This window comes from Nonomuraea sp. NPDC003201 (assembly GCF_053590415.1).
The window spans coordinates 15,467-31,016 of the sequence record NZ_JBSFTC010000121.1; the positions used below are offsets into that span (position 1 = coordinate 15,467).

18 protein-coding genes and 1 pseudogene are annotated in these 15,550 nt (G+C 70.6%); 11 read left to right on the forward strand and 8 right to left on the reverse strand.

Features of this window, described 5'->3' with window-relative positions:
• The first annotated feature begins 88 nt into the window (after positions 1–88).
• From ACWDX9_RS33280 to ACWDX9_RS33295, 4 genes are read left to right on the forward strand one after another with little or no spacing between them, the layout of a single operon-like run.
• On the forward strand, positions 89–1,777 hold the full coding sequence (locus ACWDX9_RS33280) for a nitrite/sulfite reductase (protein WP_449960951.1): 1,689 nt from the start codon (positions 89–91) through the stop codon (positions 1,775–1,777).
• Entirely contained in the window at positions 1,774–1,944 is a 171-nt protein-coding gene (locus ACWDX9_RS33285; protein ID WP_364747204.1) for an Insertion element protein, read from the forward strand. Before ACWDX9_RS33280 ends, ACWDX9_RS33285 begins: the two co-directional genes overlap by 4 nt.
• Positions 1,941–2,669, forward strand: coding sequence for a phosphoadenylyl-sulfate reductase (locus tag ACWDX9_RS33290; RefSeq protein WP_350722673.1), 729 nt, complete (start codon positions 1,941–1,943; stop codon positions 2,667–2,669). Before ACWDX9_RS33285 ends, ACWDX9_RS33290 begins: the two co-directional genes overlap by 4 nt.
• On the forward strand, positions 2,651–3,445 hold the full coding sequence (locus ACWDX9_RS33295) for a sirohydrochlorin chelatase (protein ID WP_449960954.1): 795 nt from the start codon (positions 2,651–2,653) through the stop codon (positions 3,443–3,445). Before ACWDX9_RS33290 ends, ACWDX9_RS33295 begins: the two co-directional genes overlap by 19 nt.
• 7 nt (positions 3,446–3,452) lie before the next feature.
• Here the strand turns inward: ACWDX9_RS33295 and ACWDX9_RS33300 are convergent, their stop codons facing one another.
• The gene (locus ACWDX9_RS33300; RefSeq protein ID WP_449960957.1) at positions 3,453–4,202 is read right to left on the reverse strand and encodes a DUF1707 SHOCT-like domain-containing protein; all 750 of its coding nucleotides are present in this window, start codon (positions 4,200–4,202) and stop codon (positions 3,453–3,455) included.
• A 168-nt stretch (positions 4,203–4,370) separates the two neighbouring features.
• Here ACWDX9_RS33300 and ACWDX9_RS33305 point away from each other — a divergent pair, with 168 nt between their 5' ends.
• Positions 4,371–5,708: an ankyrin repeat domain-containing protein gene (locus ACWDX9_RS33305; protein WP_449960960.1), complete on the forward strand. Its 1,338-nt coding sequence runs from the start codon at positions 4,371–4,373 to the stop codon at positions 5,706–5,708.
• A 30-nt stretch (positions 5,709–5,738) separates the two neighbouring features.
• On the opposite strand, the gene ACWDX9_RS33310 is transcribed toward ACWDX9_RS33305, so the two are convergent.
• From ACWDX9_RS33310 to ACWDX9_RS33325, 4 genes are all read right to left on the reverse strand, one after another.
• Positions 5,739–6,311 carry an HD domain-containing protein gene (locus ACWDX9_RS33310; protein WP_449960991.1) on the reverse strand — a complete coding sequence of 191 codons (573 nt, stop codon included), beginning with the start codon at positions 6,309–6,311 and terminating at the stop codon, positions 5,739–5,741.
• Positions 6,312–6,415: 104 nt separating this feature from the next.
• Entirely contained in the window at positions 6,416–6,943 is a 528-nt protein-coding gene (locus ACWDX9_RS33315) for a hypothetical protein (RefSeq protein WP_449960963.1), read from the reverse strand.
• Between the two features lie 241 nt (positions 6,944–7,184).
• Positions 7,185–8,075, reverse strand: coding sequence for a maleylpyruvate isomerase family mycothiol-dependent enzyme (locus tag ACWDX9_RS33320; RefSeq protein ID WP_449960965.1), 891 nt, complete (start codon positions 8,073–8,075; stop codon positions 7,185–7,187).
• Complete coding sequence (locus ACWDX9_RS33325; RefSeq protein WP_350722683.1) at positions 8,075–8,632, reverse strand: sigma-70 family RNA polymerase sigma factor; 558 nt, start codon at positions 8,630–8,632, stop codon at positions 8,075–8,077. The genes ACWDX9_RS33320 and ACWDX9_RS33325 overlap by 1 nt, the downstream gene beginning before the upstream one ends.
• A gap of 152 nt (positions 8,633–8,784) precedes the next feature.
• On the opposite strand from ACWDX9_RS33325, the gene ACWDX9_RS33330 reads away from it, so the two are divergent.
• Both ACWDX9_RS33330 and glgX read left to right on the forward strand, forming a co-directional pair.
• The gene (locus tag ACWDX9_RS33330) at positions 8,785–9,210 is read left to right on the forward strand and encodes an OsmC family protein (RefSeq protein ID WP_449960969.1); all 426 of its coding nucleotides are present in this window, start codon (positions 8,785–8,787) and stop codon (positions 9,208–9,210) included.
• Positions 9,211–9,322: 112 nt separating this feature from the next.
• Entirely contained in the window at positions 9,323–11,443 is a 2,121-nt protein-coding gene (gene glgX / locus ACWDX9_RS33335) for a glycogen debranching protein GlgX (protein ID WP_449960971.1), read from the forward strand.
• On the opposite strand, the gene ACWDX9_RS33340 is transcribed toward glgX, so the two are convergent.
• Complete coding sequence (locus tag ACWDX9_RS33340) at positions 11,397–11,810, reverse strand: hypothetical protein (RefSeq protein WP_364239507.1); 414 nt, start codon at positions 11,808–11,810, stop codon at positions 11,397–11,399. The two genes, glgX and ACWDX9_RS33340, sit on opposite strands and share 47 nt — an antisense overlap.
• A 162-nt stretch (positions 11,811–11,972) precedes the next feature.
• Here ACWDX9_RS33340 and ACWDX9_RS33345 point away from each other — a divergent pair, with 162 nt between their 5' ends.
• From ACWDX9_RS33345 to ACWDX9_RS33360, 4 genes are all read left to right on the forward strand, one after another.
• Positions 11,973–12,473, forward strand: a complete 501-nt coding sequence (locus tag ACWDX9_RS33345; RefSeq protein WP_449960975.1) for a GNAT family N-acetyltransferase — start codon at positions 11,973–11,975, stop codon at positions 12,471–12,473.
• A 99-nt stretch (positions 12,474–12,572) separates the two neighbouring features.
• Positions 12,573–13,307 (forward strand): pyrimidine reductase family protein, encoded by a 735-nt coding sequence (locus ACWDX9_RS33350; RefSeq protein WP_449960978.1) that lies wholly within the window; start codon positions 12,573–12,575, stop codon positions 13,305–13,307.
• A complete protein-coding gene (locus ACWDX9_RS33355; RefSeq protein WP_449960981.1) occupies positions 13,291–14,457 on the forward strand; it encodes an ATP-dependent DNA ligase in 1,167 nt (388 codons plus the stop codon). The genes ACWDX9_RS33350 and ACWDX9_RS33355 overlap by 17 nt, the downstream gene beginning before the upstream one ends.
• A 56-nt stretch (positions 14,458–14,513) precedes the next feature.
• Entirely contained in the window at positions 14,514–14,834 is a 321-nt protein-coding gene (locus tag ACWDX9_RS33360) for a hypothetical protein (RefSeq protein ID WP_449960984.1), read from the forward strand.
• Between the two features lie 87 nt (positions 14,835–14,921).
• Here ACWDX9_RS33360 and ACWDX9_RS33365 read toward each other — a convergent pair.
• Positions 14,922–15,191: pseudogene (locus ACWDX9_RS33365) on the reverse strand (FAD-dependent monooxygenase); the annotation flags it as partial.
• 36 nt (positions 15,192–15,227) lie between these two features.
• Positions 15,228–15,550: laccase domain-containing protein (locus ACWDX9_RS33370; RefSeq protein WP_449960987.1), on the reverse strand; the 323-nt coding region annotated here is incomplete at its 5' end.

Genomic DNA, 15,550 nt, shown 5'->3' on the forward strand with positions numbered 1-15,550 from the left:
GAGCGCGTCGCACACCTCCTCTCCACCCCTGCCCTCGACGACGAGGCAGGAGGAACCCTGCGCGCGCCCATGAACCGAAGGACGCGCAATGAGCACCCCTGCCAGCCGCACTCCTGCCAGCCGGCACCACAAACGCCCGCGCGGCGAAGGCCAGTGGGCTCTCGGTTACCGTGAGCCGCTCAACAAGAACGAAGAGAACAAGAAGAACGACGACGGCCTCAACGTCCGCCAGCGCATCATCGACATCTACTCCAAGCGGGGCTTCGACTCGATCGACCCGGCCGACCTGCGCGGCCGCATGCGCTGGTACGGCCTCTACACCCAGCGCAAGCCCGGCATCGACGGCGGCAAGACCGCCATCCTGGAGCCGGAGGAGCTCGACGACCGCTACTTCATGCTGCGGGTGCGCATCGACGGCGGCCAGCTCGACCTCGCCCAGCTGCGCACGATCGCCGACATCTCCAACGAGTACGGCCGCGGCACCGCCGACCTGACCGACCGCCAGAACATCCAGCTCCACTGGATCGAGATCGAGTCGGTGCCGGACATCTGGGAGCGCCTGGAGGCCGTGGGCCTGTCCACCACCGAGGCGTGCGGCGACACCCCCCGCGTGATCCTGGGCTGCCCGCTGGCCGGGATCGACGCCGACGAGGTGATCGACGCGACCGAGCAGATCCACGAGGTGCAGGACCGGATCGTGGGCAACCCTGCGTACTCCAACCTGCCCCGCAAGTTCAAGTCGGCGCTGAGCGGCTGCGCCGCCCACTGCACGGTGCACGAGATCAACGACATCGCGTTCGTCGGCGTGGTCAACGAGCAGGGCGAGGTCGGCTACGACCTGTGGGTCGGCGGCGGGCTGTCGACCAACCCGATGCTGGGCAAGCGGATCGGCGTGTTCGTCCGGCCGGAGCAGGCGGTCGACGTCTTCGAGGGCGTGGTCGGGATCTTCCGCGACTACGGCTACCGGCGGCTGCGGCACCGGGCCCGCATCAAGTTCCTGGTCAACGACTGGGGTGTCGAGAAGTTCCGCGACGTTCTCGAACAGGAGTACCTCAAGGAGCCGCTGCCCGACGGGCCCGCCCCCGAGCTGCCGCGCGGCAGCCGCCGCGACCACGTGGGCGTCTTCCCGCAGAAGGACGGCAACTTCTACGTCGGCTTCGCGCCCAAGGTGGGCCGGCTCGACGGCGACAGGCTGCACCTGATCGCCGACATCGCCGAGCGGCACGGCTCCGGCCGGGTCCGCACGACCGTCGAGCAGAAGATGGTCATCCTCGACGTCGCGCCCGACCAGGTCGACTCGATCGTGGCCGAGCTGGAGGCCAACGACCTGCGGGTCCGGCCGTCCACGTTCCGCCGCCAGACGATGGCCTGCACCGGCATCGAGTACTGCAAGCTGGCCATCGTCGAGACCAAGGCCGCGGCCGCCGACCTGATCGACGAGCTGGAGCGGCGGCTGCCGACCTTCGAGGAGCCGCTGACGATCAACGTCAACGGCTGCCCCAACTCCTGCGCCCGCATCCAGGTCGCCGACATCGGCCTCAAGGGCCAGCTCGTGGTGGACGAGAACGGCGACCAGGTCGAGGGCTTCCAGATCCACCTGGGCGGCTCCCTCGGCGTCAACGCCGGCTTCGGGCGCAAGGTGCGCGGCCTCAAGACCACCGCCAAGGCGCTGCCCGACTACGTGGAGCGCGTCGTCAAGCACTACGACGCCCAGAAGAAGGAAGGCGAGTCGTTCGCCGACTGGGTGCAGCGGGCCGACGAGGCGGACCTCAAATGAGCGAGCGAGCGGTCCCGTTCCACTGCCCGTACTGCGGCGACGAGGACCTCGAACCCTACGAGGGCGAGTTGAATGTCGCCGAGTCCGCGACGGGTGGCGGCTGGTACTGCCGCGCCTGCGCCCGCGCCTTCAAGCTCAAGTTTCTCGGGATCGGAGTGAAGATATGACGCTCGTGGACATCGAGGTCGGCCTGAAACAGCAGCGCGGCACTCTTGACCTGCAGGACATCGTCGAGTCCGCCGCGACGTTCCTCGAGGGCGCCCCCGCCCGCGAGATCATCCGCTGGGCGGCGGCGACGTTCGGCGACCGGCTGTGCCTGACCTCCTCGATGAGCGACGCCCTCCTGATCGACCTGGTGAGCAGGGTCAAGCCCGGCGTGGACGTGCTGTTCATCGACACCGGCTACCACTTCGCCGAGACGATCGGCACGCGTGACGCGGTGCGCCAGGTCTATGACGTCAACGTGATCGACATCAAGCCGTCGCGGACGGTCGAGGAGCAGGATCGCGACCTCGGCCCGCGCCTGTTCGGCCGCAACCCCGACCTGTGCTGCTTCCTGCGCAAGGTCGAGCCGCTCAACCGGGCGCTGGAGCCGTACCTGGCGTGGATCTCCGGCATCCGCCGCGACGAGTCCTCCAGCCGCGCCGACTCCAAGGTCGTCGAGTGGGACGCCAAGCGGCAGATGGTCAAGGTCAACCCGATCGCGGCCTGGACCCAGGAGGACGTCGACAACTACATCGCCGACAACGGGGTGCTGATCAACCCGTTGCACTACGACAACTACCCCTCGATCGGCTGCGCGCCGTGCACGCGGCAGGTCGCGGAGGGAGAGGATCCGCGCAGCGGACGCTGGGCGGGCCTGGGGAAGGTCGAATGCGGCATTCACCTGTGATCCCCAGCAGGGGACCCGTCCCGTTGGCAGGCGGGGCGGCCCCCGGCCGCGTGCCACTGGTGGCGGTGGCGCACGGGTCGCGAGACCCGCGTGCCGCCGCCACCGTGGCCGCGCTGCTCGACCGGGTACGCCTGGCGCGCCCTGAGGTGCCCGTACGGGTGGCGTACCTCGACCACTGCACTCCGGCACTGGGACAGGCGCTGAGCGGCCTCCAGGAGGCCGTTGTGCTGCCGCTGCTGCTCACCGAGGCCTACCACAGCCGGGTGGACCTGCCGGCGGCGCTGAACGAGGTCCGGGCGCGCGAGCCGCGCCTGCGCGTGCACTACGGCAGCACGCTGGGGCCGCACCCGCTGCTGCTGACGGCGCTGGAGCGGCGCCTGGCCGAGGCTGGCGTGCGCGCCGGGGACCCGGAGACCGCGGTCGTGCTGGTGTCGGCGGGTTCGAGCGACGCCAGGGCCAACGCGGTGATCGCGGGGCAGGCGCGGGCGTGGCGGCGTTCCGGCTGGTGGACGGTGTCCGCCGGCTACGCGTCGGCCGCCGATCCGTCGCCCGCCGAGGCCGTGGCCGCGCTCAGGCGGGCGGGCGCGCCGAAGGTCGTCGTCGCCCCCTACCTGCTGGCGCCCGGCCACTTCGCGGACAAGGTACGGCAGACGAGCCTGGAGGCCGGGGCCGCGGTCGTGTCGGACGTGCTCGGACCGGCGCCGGAGCTGGTGGAGGTGCTCCTGGAGCGTTACGAGGCGGCCCAGCGGCAGCCGGTGTCCTCCCTGGTCGGCTGAGCCGGGGTCAGTAGCCCCACCGGTCGCCGCGGCGGTCCCCGCGCGCCTGCCTGCCCAGCTCACGGGCCTGCCGGTTCAGCTCGCGGGTCTCCTGCCGCACCTGCCGGCCCAGCGCCCGCCAGTCCTCGCCGTGCAGCCGCCGCCAGTGCTCCCGCCAGGCCGCGAACGCGCGCTGCACCGGCTGCGCCTGCGAGTCGCCGATCACCTTGACGTCCCCCATCACGGCGTACGCGCGGACGCGCACCACCGGGACGTTCATGCCGGGGGCCGCCTGGAGGACGTCCACCCGCTTGTCGCCCATGACGGCCACGCCGTCGAGGTCCACGTTCACGCCGTCGGGGACGATGATCTTGACGTCGCCCATCACGGAGACGGCCATGATGTCCACCATGTCCGTGCGCACCTCGGCCTCGCGCAGGTCGAGCACCACGTCGCCCATCACGGCGACCGCGCCGAGCTCCTGGTCGATCCGCCAGGTCCCGCGCCGCTTGGAGTCGCCCATGAAGCCCACGAACCACCGCCGCTTCCTGCCCGCGGGCACCGGGGCGGGCGCCGGCGCCGGTGCGGGCGTGGCTCCCCCCGGCAGGTCCTGGGTGAGCAGGGCCAGCTCGGCGTGCGTGGTCGCGGAATAGGCGGCCTCGGTACGGTCGGTCAGCTCGGCGAGCGTCAGCCTGCCCTCCACCGATGCGACACGCAGCTGCTCGACGACGGCCTCGCGCTCGGCGTCCGAGGCGCGGAGCCCACCGGGATCAGTCATACTCGCAACATATCGCGTCTTGCCGCGAATGCGACTCCTCCCCGAGAAGGAAAACATGTCATCCCTTGTAGGTGTTTGAACCTAGACGCCGCTTTGGCGCGTACCAAGCGATGACACGGGGCTCTGGCTTGGCCCGGGGCGCGGCCGGACCAGGCTAGGGTCCCTGTCATGCATGAGGAACAGCTCTACCGCGCGGCGTTGAACGGCGAGACCGAGACCGTGGGCAAGCTGCTCACCGGCGGCGCCGATCCCAACAGCCCAGGTGAGGAGGGCTTGCCGCTGTGCGCGGCCGCCGCCTGGGACCGCGTGGAGGTGGCCGGCGCGCTCCTGACGGCCGGCGCCGACGTGAACGGCCGGGAGGAGGGCGGCTGGACGGCGCTGCACTGGGCCGCCTCCAACGGCCACGCGGCCACCGCCAAGGCGTTGATCGAGGCGGGCGCGGAGGTCGACGCGGCCAACGAGTCCGGCGACACCCCGCTCACGCTGGCCGTCCGGCGCGGCGCGCTGGGCGTGGTGCAGGTGCTGCTCGAAGCGGGCGCCGATGCCGAGAAGTACGACGGCGACGGCGACACGCCGCTCGAGATCGCCGCCTCCTGGGTGGGCGTGCACCTGGAGAGCGCGCTGCTCGACCAGATCGAGAAGGAGGGCTGGGAGTACGTCGTGGCCCGCCAGTACGCCAAGGACGGCACCGAGCTGGTCACGGTGGCCGGACGCGCGGCCGACGGCTCGGAGAGCGAGCAGGTGCAGGCGCAGCGCGGCCACGCCGCCGTCGCGACCCTGCTGGAGGACGCGACGGGCACGTACACGCCGGTGGAGCAGCTCGTGGCGCGGGCCGTCGCGCACCGCGACATCGACGAGGACGCCGAGACCTGGTGGATCGTGGCCGACTCGCTGGGCAAGCGGGCGGACGACGAGACGTACGAGGCGCTGGTCCGGCTGTGCGGGAGCGAGGACGCCAGGGAGCGGGAGTTCGGGGTCGACGCGATCGCCCAGTTCGGGTTCGCGGAGGGGGAGAAGCCCTACCTCGACACGACGCTGCCGCTGCTGCAGAAGATGGTCACCACCGAGGGCAACCCGCAGGTGCTGCGGTCGGTCCTGGCCGCGCTCGGGCACCAGGGGGACGCCCGTGCGCTGCCGCACGTGCTGGACGTCATCGGGCGTCCCGGGCACAAGCGCACGATGACGGACGCGATCGCGCTGGCCGACGTGCTGCCGCCGGGCCACGAGGAAGGCCTGGCGCTGCTGATCTCGATGACGGAGGACGAGGACACGGAGGTGCGCGACTGGGCCACCGCCGGGCTCGCCGGGCTGTCCGAGGACACGCCCGTCATCCGTGAGGCCCTGGCCGCCCGCCTCGCCGACGCCGACCTGCGCACGGTGGCCGAGGCCACGCGAGGGCTGCTGACGCGCGGCGACGAGCGCGCTTCGCAGGGGGTGGAGCGGGTGCTGGCGGAGAGCGACGACGAGTACGAGCGGGACCTCGTCACCCAGCCCGTCACCGGCTGACCCACACCCTCCCGCCGGACCGGGGAGTGCTCAGTCGCCGTTGAGCACGCGCGTCACCCATTCCAGGGTGCCGGTGCGCAGGGCCTCCTCGGCCAGCCGTTTCCCGGTCGGGGTCGTCAGGGCGTCCAGGGAGCTGTCGATCCAGCCCTGGACGTTCTGGTGCCCCTGTTCCCGGTATTCGACCGCCTGGATGAGGCATTCCAGCTTGTCCGCGTCCCGGGCGCAGACGGCTTCGAGGCTGGCCTTCTCCTCGTACTCCCCCACCGCGTCGCCGACCATGTCCGCCACCTCCGCGGGCAGGCCGCGCATCTGGTCGGCGGTGACGTCCTCGTTGGAGGCCGCCTTGAGGTAGCGCTTGCCGATGTACGGGATGTCGGTGATGCGGGTCTCCTGGGTGTCGTGGAAGAGGCTCATGAACGCGGCCCGCTCCGGATTCGCGCCTTCGAGCCTCGCGATCACGCTGGCTATGACGGCCGCGCGGAACGAGTGCTCGGCGATGCTCTCCGGGTCCCGTACGCCCGCCACCAGCCACCCGGTCCGCTTGTAGCGCTTGAGCAGCCCGAACTCGTACAGAAGCCCCGCCAGTCCCGTCGCGTCGTCCATCACGGGGACCCTCCTCTCCTACGGCAAATGCCGTGGCCGTTTCGCCGGCCACGGCATTTGTCATCGACCGTTCTCCGAAAACGGGAGCTGTTTCAGCTCACCGGTTAATTCTCGCTGCCGAAGATATCCCGCCAGTCGTCCCCGTTGGGCCACCAGCTGTCGTTCTGGCCCGTCTCGTCCTGGCCCGTCTCTTCGGGGCCCTCGAACAGGTCGTCGTCCTTGACCGGGTGCTTGACCGGCTGCTCCTTGACGGGTGGCGCCACCACCGTCGGCCTCGTCTCCTGCACCGGATGGTGGTGGTGGTGTTGGGGACGCGGCTGACGGATGCGGATGATCTCTTCGTCGTCGCGACGGTGGTGGCGGCGACCGCCCCAGCCCCACGGGCCACACCAGGGGCGCCAGCACCCTCCCCCTCCCCATCCGCGACGACCGCAGTGCTTGCCACAGAGCGGCGGCTTCTCGTTCGAGATGACCCCGACGCCCGCCGGGACGGCGGCGCTGTTGGGCACCGCGCTCGCCGCGGCCGCCAGACCCGTGGGCAGGAACAGGGAGCCGACGATGGCGCCGGCCAGCGTTAGTGTCGCGGCCCGCCCATGGCGAGGCGTCCGCGATTGCCGACTTTCAGTGTTCACGTGCATTCGTTTCCGTTCATGGGTAGATCGGCCCGAAATCCAGTGCCCACTATCTCCGCAGGCACTCAGACAGGGGCAGACGTACCCATGTGAATATTCTCGCCTAACTCCGTAAACCCAAATAACCTGTCAAAACCCGGTGGGGTTATTAAACGATGGTTTTGCGAGTTACTTAAAGGACCTCGCGCTATATCCCAGGGCATTTCCCGCCCAATTCCCCCAGAATGGACAGCGCCGCCGGTCAGGGGCCGGAAAGCGCCGGGGCCGCGGTCAGGACGTCTCTGGCCAGTGGCAGGTCGCCGGCCAGCTCGGCCGGGAACTCGGCGGGCTCTCCCCTGCCGCCCAGCAGGAAGCAGAACGCGACCACGTCCGCCGTGATGTGGGCGTCCGGCGGGCCGGGCCGGGCGTCCTCCACGCCCAGGGGCACCTGCCACTCGCCCCCGCCCGCGCCCGTCAGCGTGAGGTGGAGGGTGCGGCCGGAGCCGTCCATGCCCGACAGGAGCATCGTCCAGGGCAGCAGGCGCGCGCACAGGTCGGCGGTCGGGTGGATGTGCTCGGCGATGGGGTCGGGCAGGCGCAGCCGGGCGGTCCGGGCGGCGTCGGCCGTGTGGATCCAGGTCTCCAGGCAGCGCGCCAGGAGCTGGTCGCGGACCGGGACCTCCATGCCGTCCAGGGTGGCCGGGGTCGTGGGCGGCAGGTCGGCCAGGTGGCGGCAGAGGGCGTCGGCCTGGGCCCGCCAGTCCCTTCTCGTCTGCTCGGGGCTGCGGGTGCGCTCGTACGCCTGAACGTCGCTCGTACGTCCCGTCGAATCGGTCGCGCCCATGGGCGGCCCCAGCACGGGGGCGCCGACGGAGGCGGCCAGGAGGCCGTCCTTGGCGGCCAGGTGGGCGACGAGCTCCTGGAGGGTCCAGCCCTCGACGATCACGCGCGACCAGTCGTCGTCCACGGCCGAGGTCAGCAGCGCGTCCATCGCGGCCACCCGGCCCGCGTACGGCTCCGCCCAGGCCGCGGTGGGGGCCGCGGGCCTGCGCCGGGCCCTGGCCCCGGCCAGAAGCTGGGGCCGCAGTGAACGGGCCGGCACCTCCGGGTCCTCCATCATCGCGTCCAGATAGAGGCGCTCGATGGGGTCCATTACACCTCTTCCTCCGCAAGCGCGTCCGCCAGGCGTCTCAGCGCCAGCCGGATGCGCGATTTGGCCGTGCCCTCGGGCACGCCCAGCTCCTCGCTCACCTGCCGATAGGTCCTGCCGCCGAAGTAGGCGAGCTCCACCGCCTCCCGGAGGCCGTCGGGCAGCGAGGTCACCGCCTGCCGCACCCGTTTGGCCTCGTCCGAGGCCAGGACCGTGTCCTCCAGTCTGTCAGGTTCGCGCTCGAACAGCCTGGGTCCGAGTGCCGACACGCGCCGCCGCTCCTCGGCGCGCACGTGGTCGACCGCGCGGCGGTGCGCGATCGTCGCGAGCCAGGCGCGTAAGGTGCCGCGTTCCGGGTCGTAGGACAGGGGGCGCTCCCAGAAGACCAGGAACACCTCCTGAGTGATGTCCTCGGCGATCACCCGGTCCCTGGTGACCCGCAGCGCCAGCCCGAAGATCAGCGAGGAGAGCCGATCGTAGACCTCGCCCAGCGCGGACTCATCGCCGCCGACCACCCGCTGGTGCAGCAGGCGGTCGTCGTACGGTGCCTCCACTGGCACCACACTCCCGTGTAATCCGGACCAGAAGGCGGCGGGGGCGCCGCGACCCGAGCATGTCATTATTCGCCGCAAAAGTAGAGCCGGATGACCGAGAGGCAGGGAGTTTGCCGGCGCGCGATAAGGTCGGAGGACCAATACGGAGGGAGCACGTCATGGCCACCACTCGCACCGCCACCACCCAGTGGAAGGGCAACCTGCTCAACGGTTCGGGCACCGTGTCGCTCGACACCTCGGGCGTGGGCACGTTCGAGGTCTCCTGGCCGTCCAGGTCCCAGGAGGCCGGCGGCAAGACGTCCCCGGAGGAGCTCATCGCGGCCGCCCACTCCTCCTGCTTCTCGATGGCGCTCTCGCACGGGCTGGCCGGCGCCGGCACCCCGCCGGAGTCGCTGGAGACCAGCGCCGACGTGACGTTCCAGCCGGGTGAGGGCATCACGGGCATCGTGCTCACGGTGAAGGGCCACGTTCCCGGCATCTCGGCCGAGCAGTTCGCGGAGGCCGCCGAGACGGCCAAGGCCAACTGCCCGGTGAGCAAGGCCCTGACGGGCACCATGATCACGCTCAACGCCGAGCTGCTCTGACGGTCGCCGCGACCTGCCCGGCCCGGAGGCCGGGCACGTGGAGACCCCGGTACGGAGGGCGATCGGCGCATTGAGAGACCAAGAACGTGTTCGCGTGCGACAATTGGGCCACATGCGCGAGGTCTGGCCGGGCGAGCCCTATCCACTCGGCGGCACCTGGGATGGCGTTGGCACCAGCTTTGCGGTGTTCTCCGAGGTCGCCGAGCGAGTCGAGCTGTGCCTTTTTCATGACGACGGCACCGAGGAGCGCGTCGACCTGCCCGAGGTCGACGGGTTCGTCTGGCACGGCTATCTGCCGGGCATCCAGCCGGGCCAGCGCTACGGCTACCGCGTCCACGGCCCGCACGACCCGTCGCAGGGCCACCGGTGCAACCCGGCCAAGCTGCTCCTCGATCCCTACGCCAAGGCCATCGACGGCGAGCTGACCTGGAACCAGGCGCTGTTCCCCTATTACTTCACCGATCCGACCCGGCGCAACACCGAGGACAGCGCCCCCTACATGCCGAAGAACGTGGTCATCAACCCGTTCTTCGAGTGGGGCAACGACCGGCCGCCGCGCATCCCGTACCACCAGACCGTGATCTACGAGGCCCACGTGCGCGGGCTCACCATGCGCCACCCCGACGTGCCGCCCGACCTGCGCGGCACGTACGCGGGCGTGGGGCATCCGGCGATCATCGATCACCTGCTGTCGCTGGGGGTGACGGCGGTCGAGCTGATGCCGGTCCACCACTACATCCCCGAGCACTTCCTGGTCGCCCGCGGGCTGACCAACTACTGGGGCTACAACACCATGGCCTACCTGGCGCCCCACGGCGGCTACTCCAGCGCGGGGACGCGGGGGCAGCAGGTGCTGGAGTTCAAGGCGATGGTGCGGGCGCTGCACGAGGCGGGCATCGAGGTCATCCTCGACGTCGTCTACAACCACACGGCCGAGGGCGACCACATGGGGCCCACGCTGGGGTTCCGGGGCATCGACAACGCCGCCTACTACCGGCTGCACGACGGCGACCGGCGCTACTACCTCGACTACACCGGGTGCGGAAACTCCCTCAACGTACGCTCGCCGCACGCGCTGCAGCTGATCATGGACTCGCTGCGTTACTGGGTGCTCGACATGCACGTGGACGGGTTCCGGTTCGACCTGGCCTCGGCGCTGGCCAGGGAGCTGCACGACGTCGACCGGCTGAGCGCGTTCTTCGACCTGATCCAGCAGGATCCGGTGATCTCGCAGGTCAAGCTGATCGCCGAGCCGTGGGACGTGGGGCCCGGCGGCTACCAGGTCGGGAATTTCCCGCCTTTGTGGACGGAGTGGAACGGCAAATATCGCGACATCGTGCGCGATTTCTGGAGAGGCACGCATTCCGCGCTCCCCGAGTTCGCCTCCCGCCTGACCGGCTCCGCCGACCTGTACGAGTCCTCCGGCCGCCGCCCGGTCGCCTCGATCAACTTCGTGACCTGCCACGACGGTTTCACCCTCAGCGACCTGGTCTCGTACGACCACAAGCACAACGAGGCCAACGGCGAGGACAACCGCGACGGCACCAACGACAACCGCTCCTGGAACTGCGGCGCCGAGGGCCCCGTGGAGGACCCCGGCATCGTCCAGCTCCGCCACCGCCAGCGCCGCAACTTCCTGGTCACCCTGTTCCTGTCGCAGGGGGTGCCCATGCTCTCCCACGGCGACGAGCTCGGCCGCACCCAGCGCGGCAACAACAACGCCTACTGCCAGGACAACGAGCTGGCCTGGGTCGACTGGTCGATGCTGCACACGGAGCCGGAGCTGCTGGAGTTCGTCAGGGCGCTGTCGAAGCTGCGCCGCGAGCACCCGGTCTTCCAGCGCCGCCGCTTCTTCCACGGCCGCCATCCCGAGGACGGCAAGCGCGACCTGGTCTGGCTCACCCCGGGCGGCACGGAGATGACGGCGGGCGACTGGCACATCGGCTACGCCAAGTCGCTCATGGTCTACCTCAACGGCGAGGCCATCACCGAGCCGGGGCCGCGCGGCGAGCGGATCGTGGACGACTCGTTCCTGCTGCTCATCAACGCCCACCACGAGAACATGTCGTTCACGCTGCCGGGCGAGGAGTGCGGCACCGGATGGGTGCCCGTGCTCGACACCAGCCACGAGACGATGGAGGACGCGTTCGTGGACGAGGGCTGGCAGGCCGGCGACGTGGTCGCCGTCACGGCCCGTTCCCTCCAGGTCCTGCGCCAGCCGCGCTCGCGGTGAGCAGCATCAGCGCGAACGTCGCGACCCCCGCCAGGCCGTGCAGCGTCACCGCCAGCACCGGGAACCGGCGCCCGCACGTCGTGTGCCGCCCGGCCCCGAGCCAGCGCGTGGACATCGTGAACCCCAGCAGCGCGGCCACCGCCAGCCCGCCGAACGCGGCCCACGCCAGCGCCCTGCTCCCCGTGACCAGCCCGCCCACCCAGCACACCAGCGCCGACACGGCCAGCGCCGGGTGGGAGAACACGAGCGCGGCCGGGAAGCGGGTGACCTTGGCCCGGCGCAGCCCGTCCCCGGAGAGCCAGAAGTAGAGCAGGTACACCCCGGCCAGCGCGGCGACCGCCCATGCCACAGCGGTGATCAGACCCACAGGGCCTCCCTCCCCCGATCCCTTCCGCCACGTAAGCACGTGAACGCCCGCGCGTCCTTGGATACACAAAAGTGCTATACGCCCCATATCCCGAAATGCCCGCTCGCATCTGCTAGCTTTACCTTTCCGGCCGGATGTTGATTCCGGCCGGAAAGTGGTTGTATGACCATTTCTCTGGCAACCGTGCGGCCCGTGAGCGCCGCGGACCACCTCACCGTCGAACGGCTCTGGCTCATGTTCCGCCACGACATGGCGGAGTTCCAGGGCGGGCTGCCCAACCCCGACGCCACCTATCACGGCGACCGGTTGCGCTCGGCGCTCGAGGACGACGACTGGGCGGCCTACCTGTTCACCAGCGACGACCGGCCCGTCGGGTTCTCGTTCGTGCGCGCGCTGTCCGGCCCGGCGCGCGTGCTGAACAGCTTCTTCGTGGTACGCGGTGCGCGCCGGTCCGGGATCGGGATGGAGGTCGTGCGGGAGGTGATCTCCCGGCACCCCGGCCCCTGGAAGATCGCCTTCCAGGACTCGAACGCGGCGGCCGTCGCGTTCTGGCGGCGCGTCGCCACCGAGATCGCCGGTGCGGCGTGGACGGAGGAGCGCCTGGCCGTGCCGAACCGGCCCGACGTCCCCCCGGACGCGTGGATCTCCTTCACCACGGCCTGACCAGCCCAGGAACCGGGCGGGGCCCGCGACGAGCGTGCCCCGCCCCCGCGCGAGCTCCCGCGTGGGCCAACTGTCGGTGGGGTGTGCCAAGGTAGAGGAGTGCGGCGCATCTATCCCGACATACAGGACAACCCGGACATCGTGCAGGCGTACGCCTACCCCGAGGGGCGGCCCCGGCTGCGGCTCAACATGGTGGCCAGCGCCGACGGCGCGGCGTGGCTGAAGGGCCGCTCGGGCGGGCTGTCGAGCGCGGGTGACAAGCGGATCTTCCAGACCCTGCGCGGCCTGGCCGACGTCGTCCTCGCGGGCGCCGCGACCGTGCGCAAGGAGGGATACGGTCCCGTTCCCCCGCGTGACTGGTGGAGCGAGATCCGCGCGGGCAGGCCGGAGGTGCCGCCCATCGCGGTCATCACCCGCAGCCTGGACTTCGACCTCGACGACGAGCTGTTCACCGAGGCGCCCAGCCGGACGATCGTGATCACCTGCGAGGCCGCCCCGCACGAGCGGCGCAAGGCGGCGGCCAGGCACGCCGACGTCATCGTGGCCGGGGGCGAGAGCGTCGACCTGGTGCCGGCCGTCACGGAGCTGCACGAGCGCGGGCTGACCAGGATCCTGTGCGAGGGCGGCCCCAGGATCAACGCCCAGCTCGCGGCGCAGGACCTGGTCGACGAGATGTGCCTGTCCATCAGCCCGCTGCTGGTGGGGGGCGGCGCGGCGCGCATACTCAACGGCGAGCCCTCGGAGGTCTCGCTACGCCTCAGCCAGGTGCTGGAGGAGGAGGGGGTCCTCTTCTGCAAATACGACAGGGAGCAGAGCCATGACCGAGTCGACTGAGCTCACGGAGCCGACCGGGCTCGCGGAGCCCGCCGAAGAGCGGCCGGTGCCCAACCTGCCGGTGCGCCCGCCGGTGCCGCCCATGCTGGCCAAGCCGGTCAAGGCCATGCCCAAGCAGAACGGCTCGCTGTTCTACGAGCCGAAGTGGGACGGTTTCCGGTGCATCGTGTTCCGCGACGGCGACGAGGTCTATCTGGGCAGCCGCAACGAGCGGCCCTTCACGCGCTACTTCCCGGAGCTGGTCGAGGCGGTCAGGGCGGAGCTGCCGGACAGGTGCGTGGTGGACGGCGAGATCGTGCTGCCGAGGGGGTCGCAGCTCGACTTCGACGCGCTGCAGCAGCGCATCCATCCGGCGGCCTCGCGGGTGAGGCTGCTGTCGGAGCAGACGCCGGCCCAGTTCGTCGCGTTCGACCTGCTGGCGCTGGGCGACGAGTCGCTGATGGAGACGCCGTTCTCGGAGCGCCGCGCGCGACTTGAGGGGATATTTTCGGAAAAGGGCGAGTCCATTCGGCTGACCCCGGTCACGACCAACGACGAGCAGGCGGCCGAGTGGTTCGAGATGTTCGAGGGCGCGGGGCTCGACGGCATCATCGTCAAGCCGGGCGACCAGCCGTACATCCCCGACAAGCGCACGATGTTCAAGGTCAAGCACGAGCGCACGGCCGACGTGGTGATCTGCGGCTACCGCGAGCACAAGTCGGGCCCGATCGTGGGGTCGCTGCTGCTCGGTCTCTACGGTGACGACGGCCGGCTGCACCACGTGGGCGTGGCGGCCTCGTTCCCGATGGCGCGCAGGGCCGAGCTGGTCGAGGAGATCAAGCCGTACCTCGCGGAGCTGAGCGAGCACCCCTGGGGCCACTGGGCCCAGCAGGCGGCGGCCAACGTCGGCCAGCCCGCCGCCGGGCCCGCGACGGGCGGGCAGCGGGTGCCCGGCGCGGTGTCGCGGTGGAACGCCAAGAAGGACCTGTCGTTCATCCCGCTCAGGCCGGAGCTGGTGATCGAGGTGGCCTACGACCAGATGGAGGGCGACCGGTTCCGGCACACGGCGCAGTGGCGGCGGTGGCGGCCCGACCGCACGCCGGAGTCATGCACGTACGAGCAGCTCGAACGTCCCGTGAGTTACAACCTGGACGACATCCTTGCCCGGTAGCCACGCCACCCGTTATATCTCGACATATGAGTACAGGGGATGAGTTAAAGGCAGCTGTGTCCGCCCGCCGGGACCTCGGGCCGGAGTTCGAGGACGCCGTGGTCGAGTCCTTCCTCGACAAGATGGGGCAGGAGGTCGACCGGCGGGTGGACGAGCGCATCGCGCAGCGGGCGTCGAAGGCGCCGGCACGCGACCGGGCGCCCGACGGGCAGCGGCTCGCCCTGGCGATCGTCTCGCTCAGCCTCGGCACCATCTCCACCCTCCTGCTGGTCCTGCTGGGGGACGACAAGGCGGGCTATCTGGTGCCGATCTGGCTCGGGATCATCATCATCAACGCGATCTTCAACTCGGGGAGGTCGAACGGCAAGAGCGGCTGACTCCGGGGAGGCGTCGGTCTCCACCGACCAGCTCCGGCGCGCGTCCAGCGTGGCGGGCTCGAACCGGCCGGCTGCTTGCAGCCCGGCGAGCAGCCCGCGTGGTTCGGACCAGATGCGCTGCCCGTACCGGTTGATGAAGGTGAGGTCGGCGGTCTCGACGCCGATCTCCGCCAGGCGGTCGCCCAGGCCGAGTTCGATGAGCTCGCGTACGGCGTGGGGCAGGATGTTGATGCCCACGCCCAGCGGCTGGAGCTCGTCGACCGCCTCGTGGATGACCACATCGGTGATTCCCGCGGCGTGCAGGCTCAGGGCCGCGGTCAGCCCGGCGATGCCCGCCCCCGCGATGACGACGCGCATGGAGCGACATTTACCGAAGAAATGCGGAAAAGGAGCCTATGCGAGCCAGATGAGCCCGGCGAAACGACCGCCCGGCTGCTCCCTGCGGTGCGAGTAGAGCTCCGCCGACTCGATCGTGCAGCGGGCGTCATGGCGTACGTCCTGGACCCCCGCGGCACGGAGCTGAGCCTCGATCCCGGCCCGCAGGTCGAGCGCGGGCGTCTCCCACGACGTCGTGGACCACGTCTCGGGGACGCGGGAGGCCACCCGCTCGCGCAGGTCGGCGGGCACCTCGTAGCAGCGGCCGCACGCGCCGGGCCCGACCAGCGCGACCATCCGGCCCGGCGCCGCGCCCTTGGCCGCCATGGCCGCCACCAGGG

What these genes read in the sequence shown, in the direction of transcription:
- ACWDX9_RS33345 (WP_449960975.1), top strand. Translation starts at nt 11,973, where the DNA reads ATGACCATTTCTCTGGCAACCGTGCGGCCCGTGAGCGCCGCGGACCAC.
- ACWDX9_RS33285 (WP_364747204.1), top strand. Translation starts at nt 1,774, where the DNA reads ATGAGCGAGCGAGCGGTCCCGTTCCACTGCCCGTACTGCGGCGACGAG.
- ACWDX9_RS33305 (WP_449960960.1), top strand. Translation starts at nt 4,371, where the DNA reads ATGCATGAGGAACAGCTCTACCGCGCGGCGTTGAACGGCGAGACCGAG.
- ACWDX9_RS33310 (WP_449960991.1), bottom strand. Translation starts at nt 6,311, where the DNA reads ATGGACGACGCGACGGGACTGGCGGGGCTTCTGTACGAGTTCGGGCTG.
- ACWDX9_RS33355 (WP_449960981.1), top strand. Translation starts at nt 13,291, where the DNA reads ATGACCGAGTCGACTGAGCTCACGGAGCCGACCGGGCTCGCGGAGCCC.
- ACWDX9_RS33300 (WP_449960957.1), bottom strand. Translation starts at nt 4,202, where the DNA reads ATGACTGATCCCGGTGGGCTCCGCGCCTCGGACGCCGAGCGCGAGGCC.
- ACWDX9_RS33295 (WP_449960954.1), top strand. Translation starts at nt 2,651, where the DNA reads ATGCGGCATTCACCTGTGATCCCCAGCAGGGGACCCGTCCCGTTGGCA.
- ACWDX9_RS33280 (WP_449960951.1), top strand. Translation starts at nt 89, where the DNA reads ATGAGCACCCCTGCCAGCCGCACTCCTGCCAGCCGGCACCACAAACGC.
- ACWDX9_RS33290 (WP_350722673.1), top strand. Translation starts at nt 1,941, where the DNA reads ATGACGCTCGTGGACATCGAGGTCGGCCTGAAACAGCAGCGCGGCACT.
- ACWDX9_RS33320 (WP_449960965.1), bottom strand. Translation starts at nt 8,075, where the DNA reads ATGGACCCCATCGAGCGCCTCTATCTGGACGCGATGATGGAGGACCCG.
- ACWDX9_RS33330 (WP_449960969.1), top strand. Translation starts at nt 8,785, where the DNA reads ATGGCCACCACTCGCACCGCCACCACCCAGTGGAAGGGCAACCTGCTC.
- glgX (WP_449960971.1), top strand. Translation starts at nt 9,323, where the DNA reads ATGCGCGAGGTCTGGCCGGGCGAGCCCTATCCACTCGGCGGCACCTGG.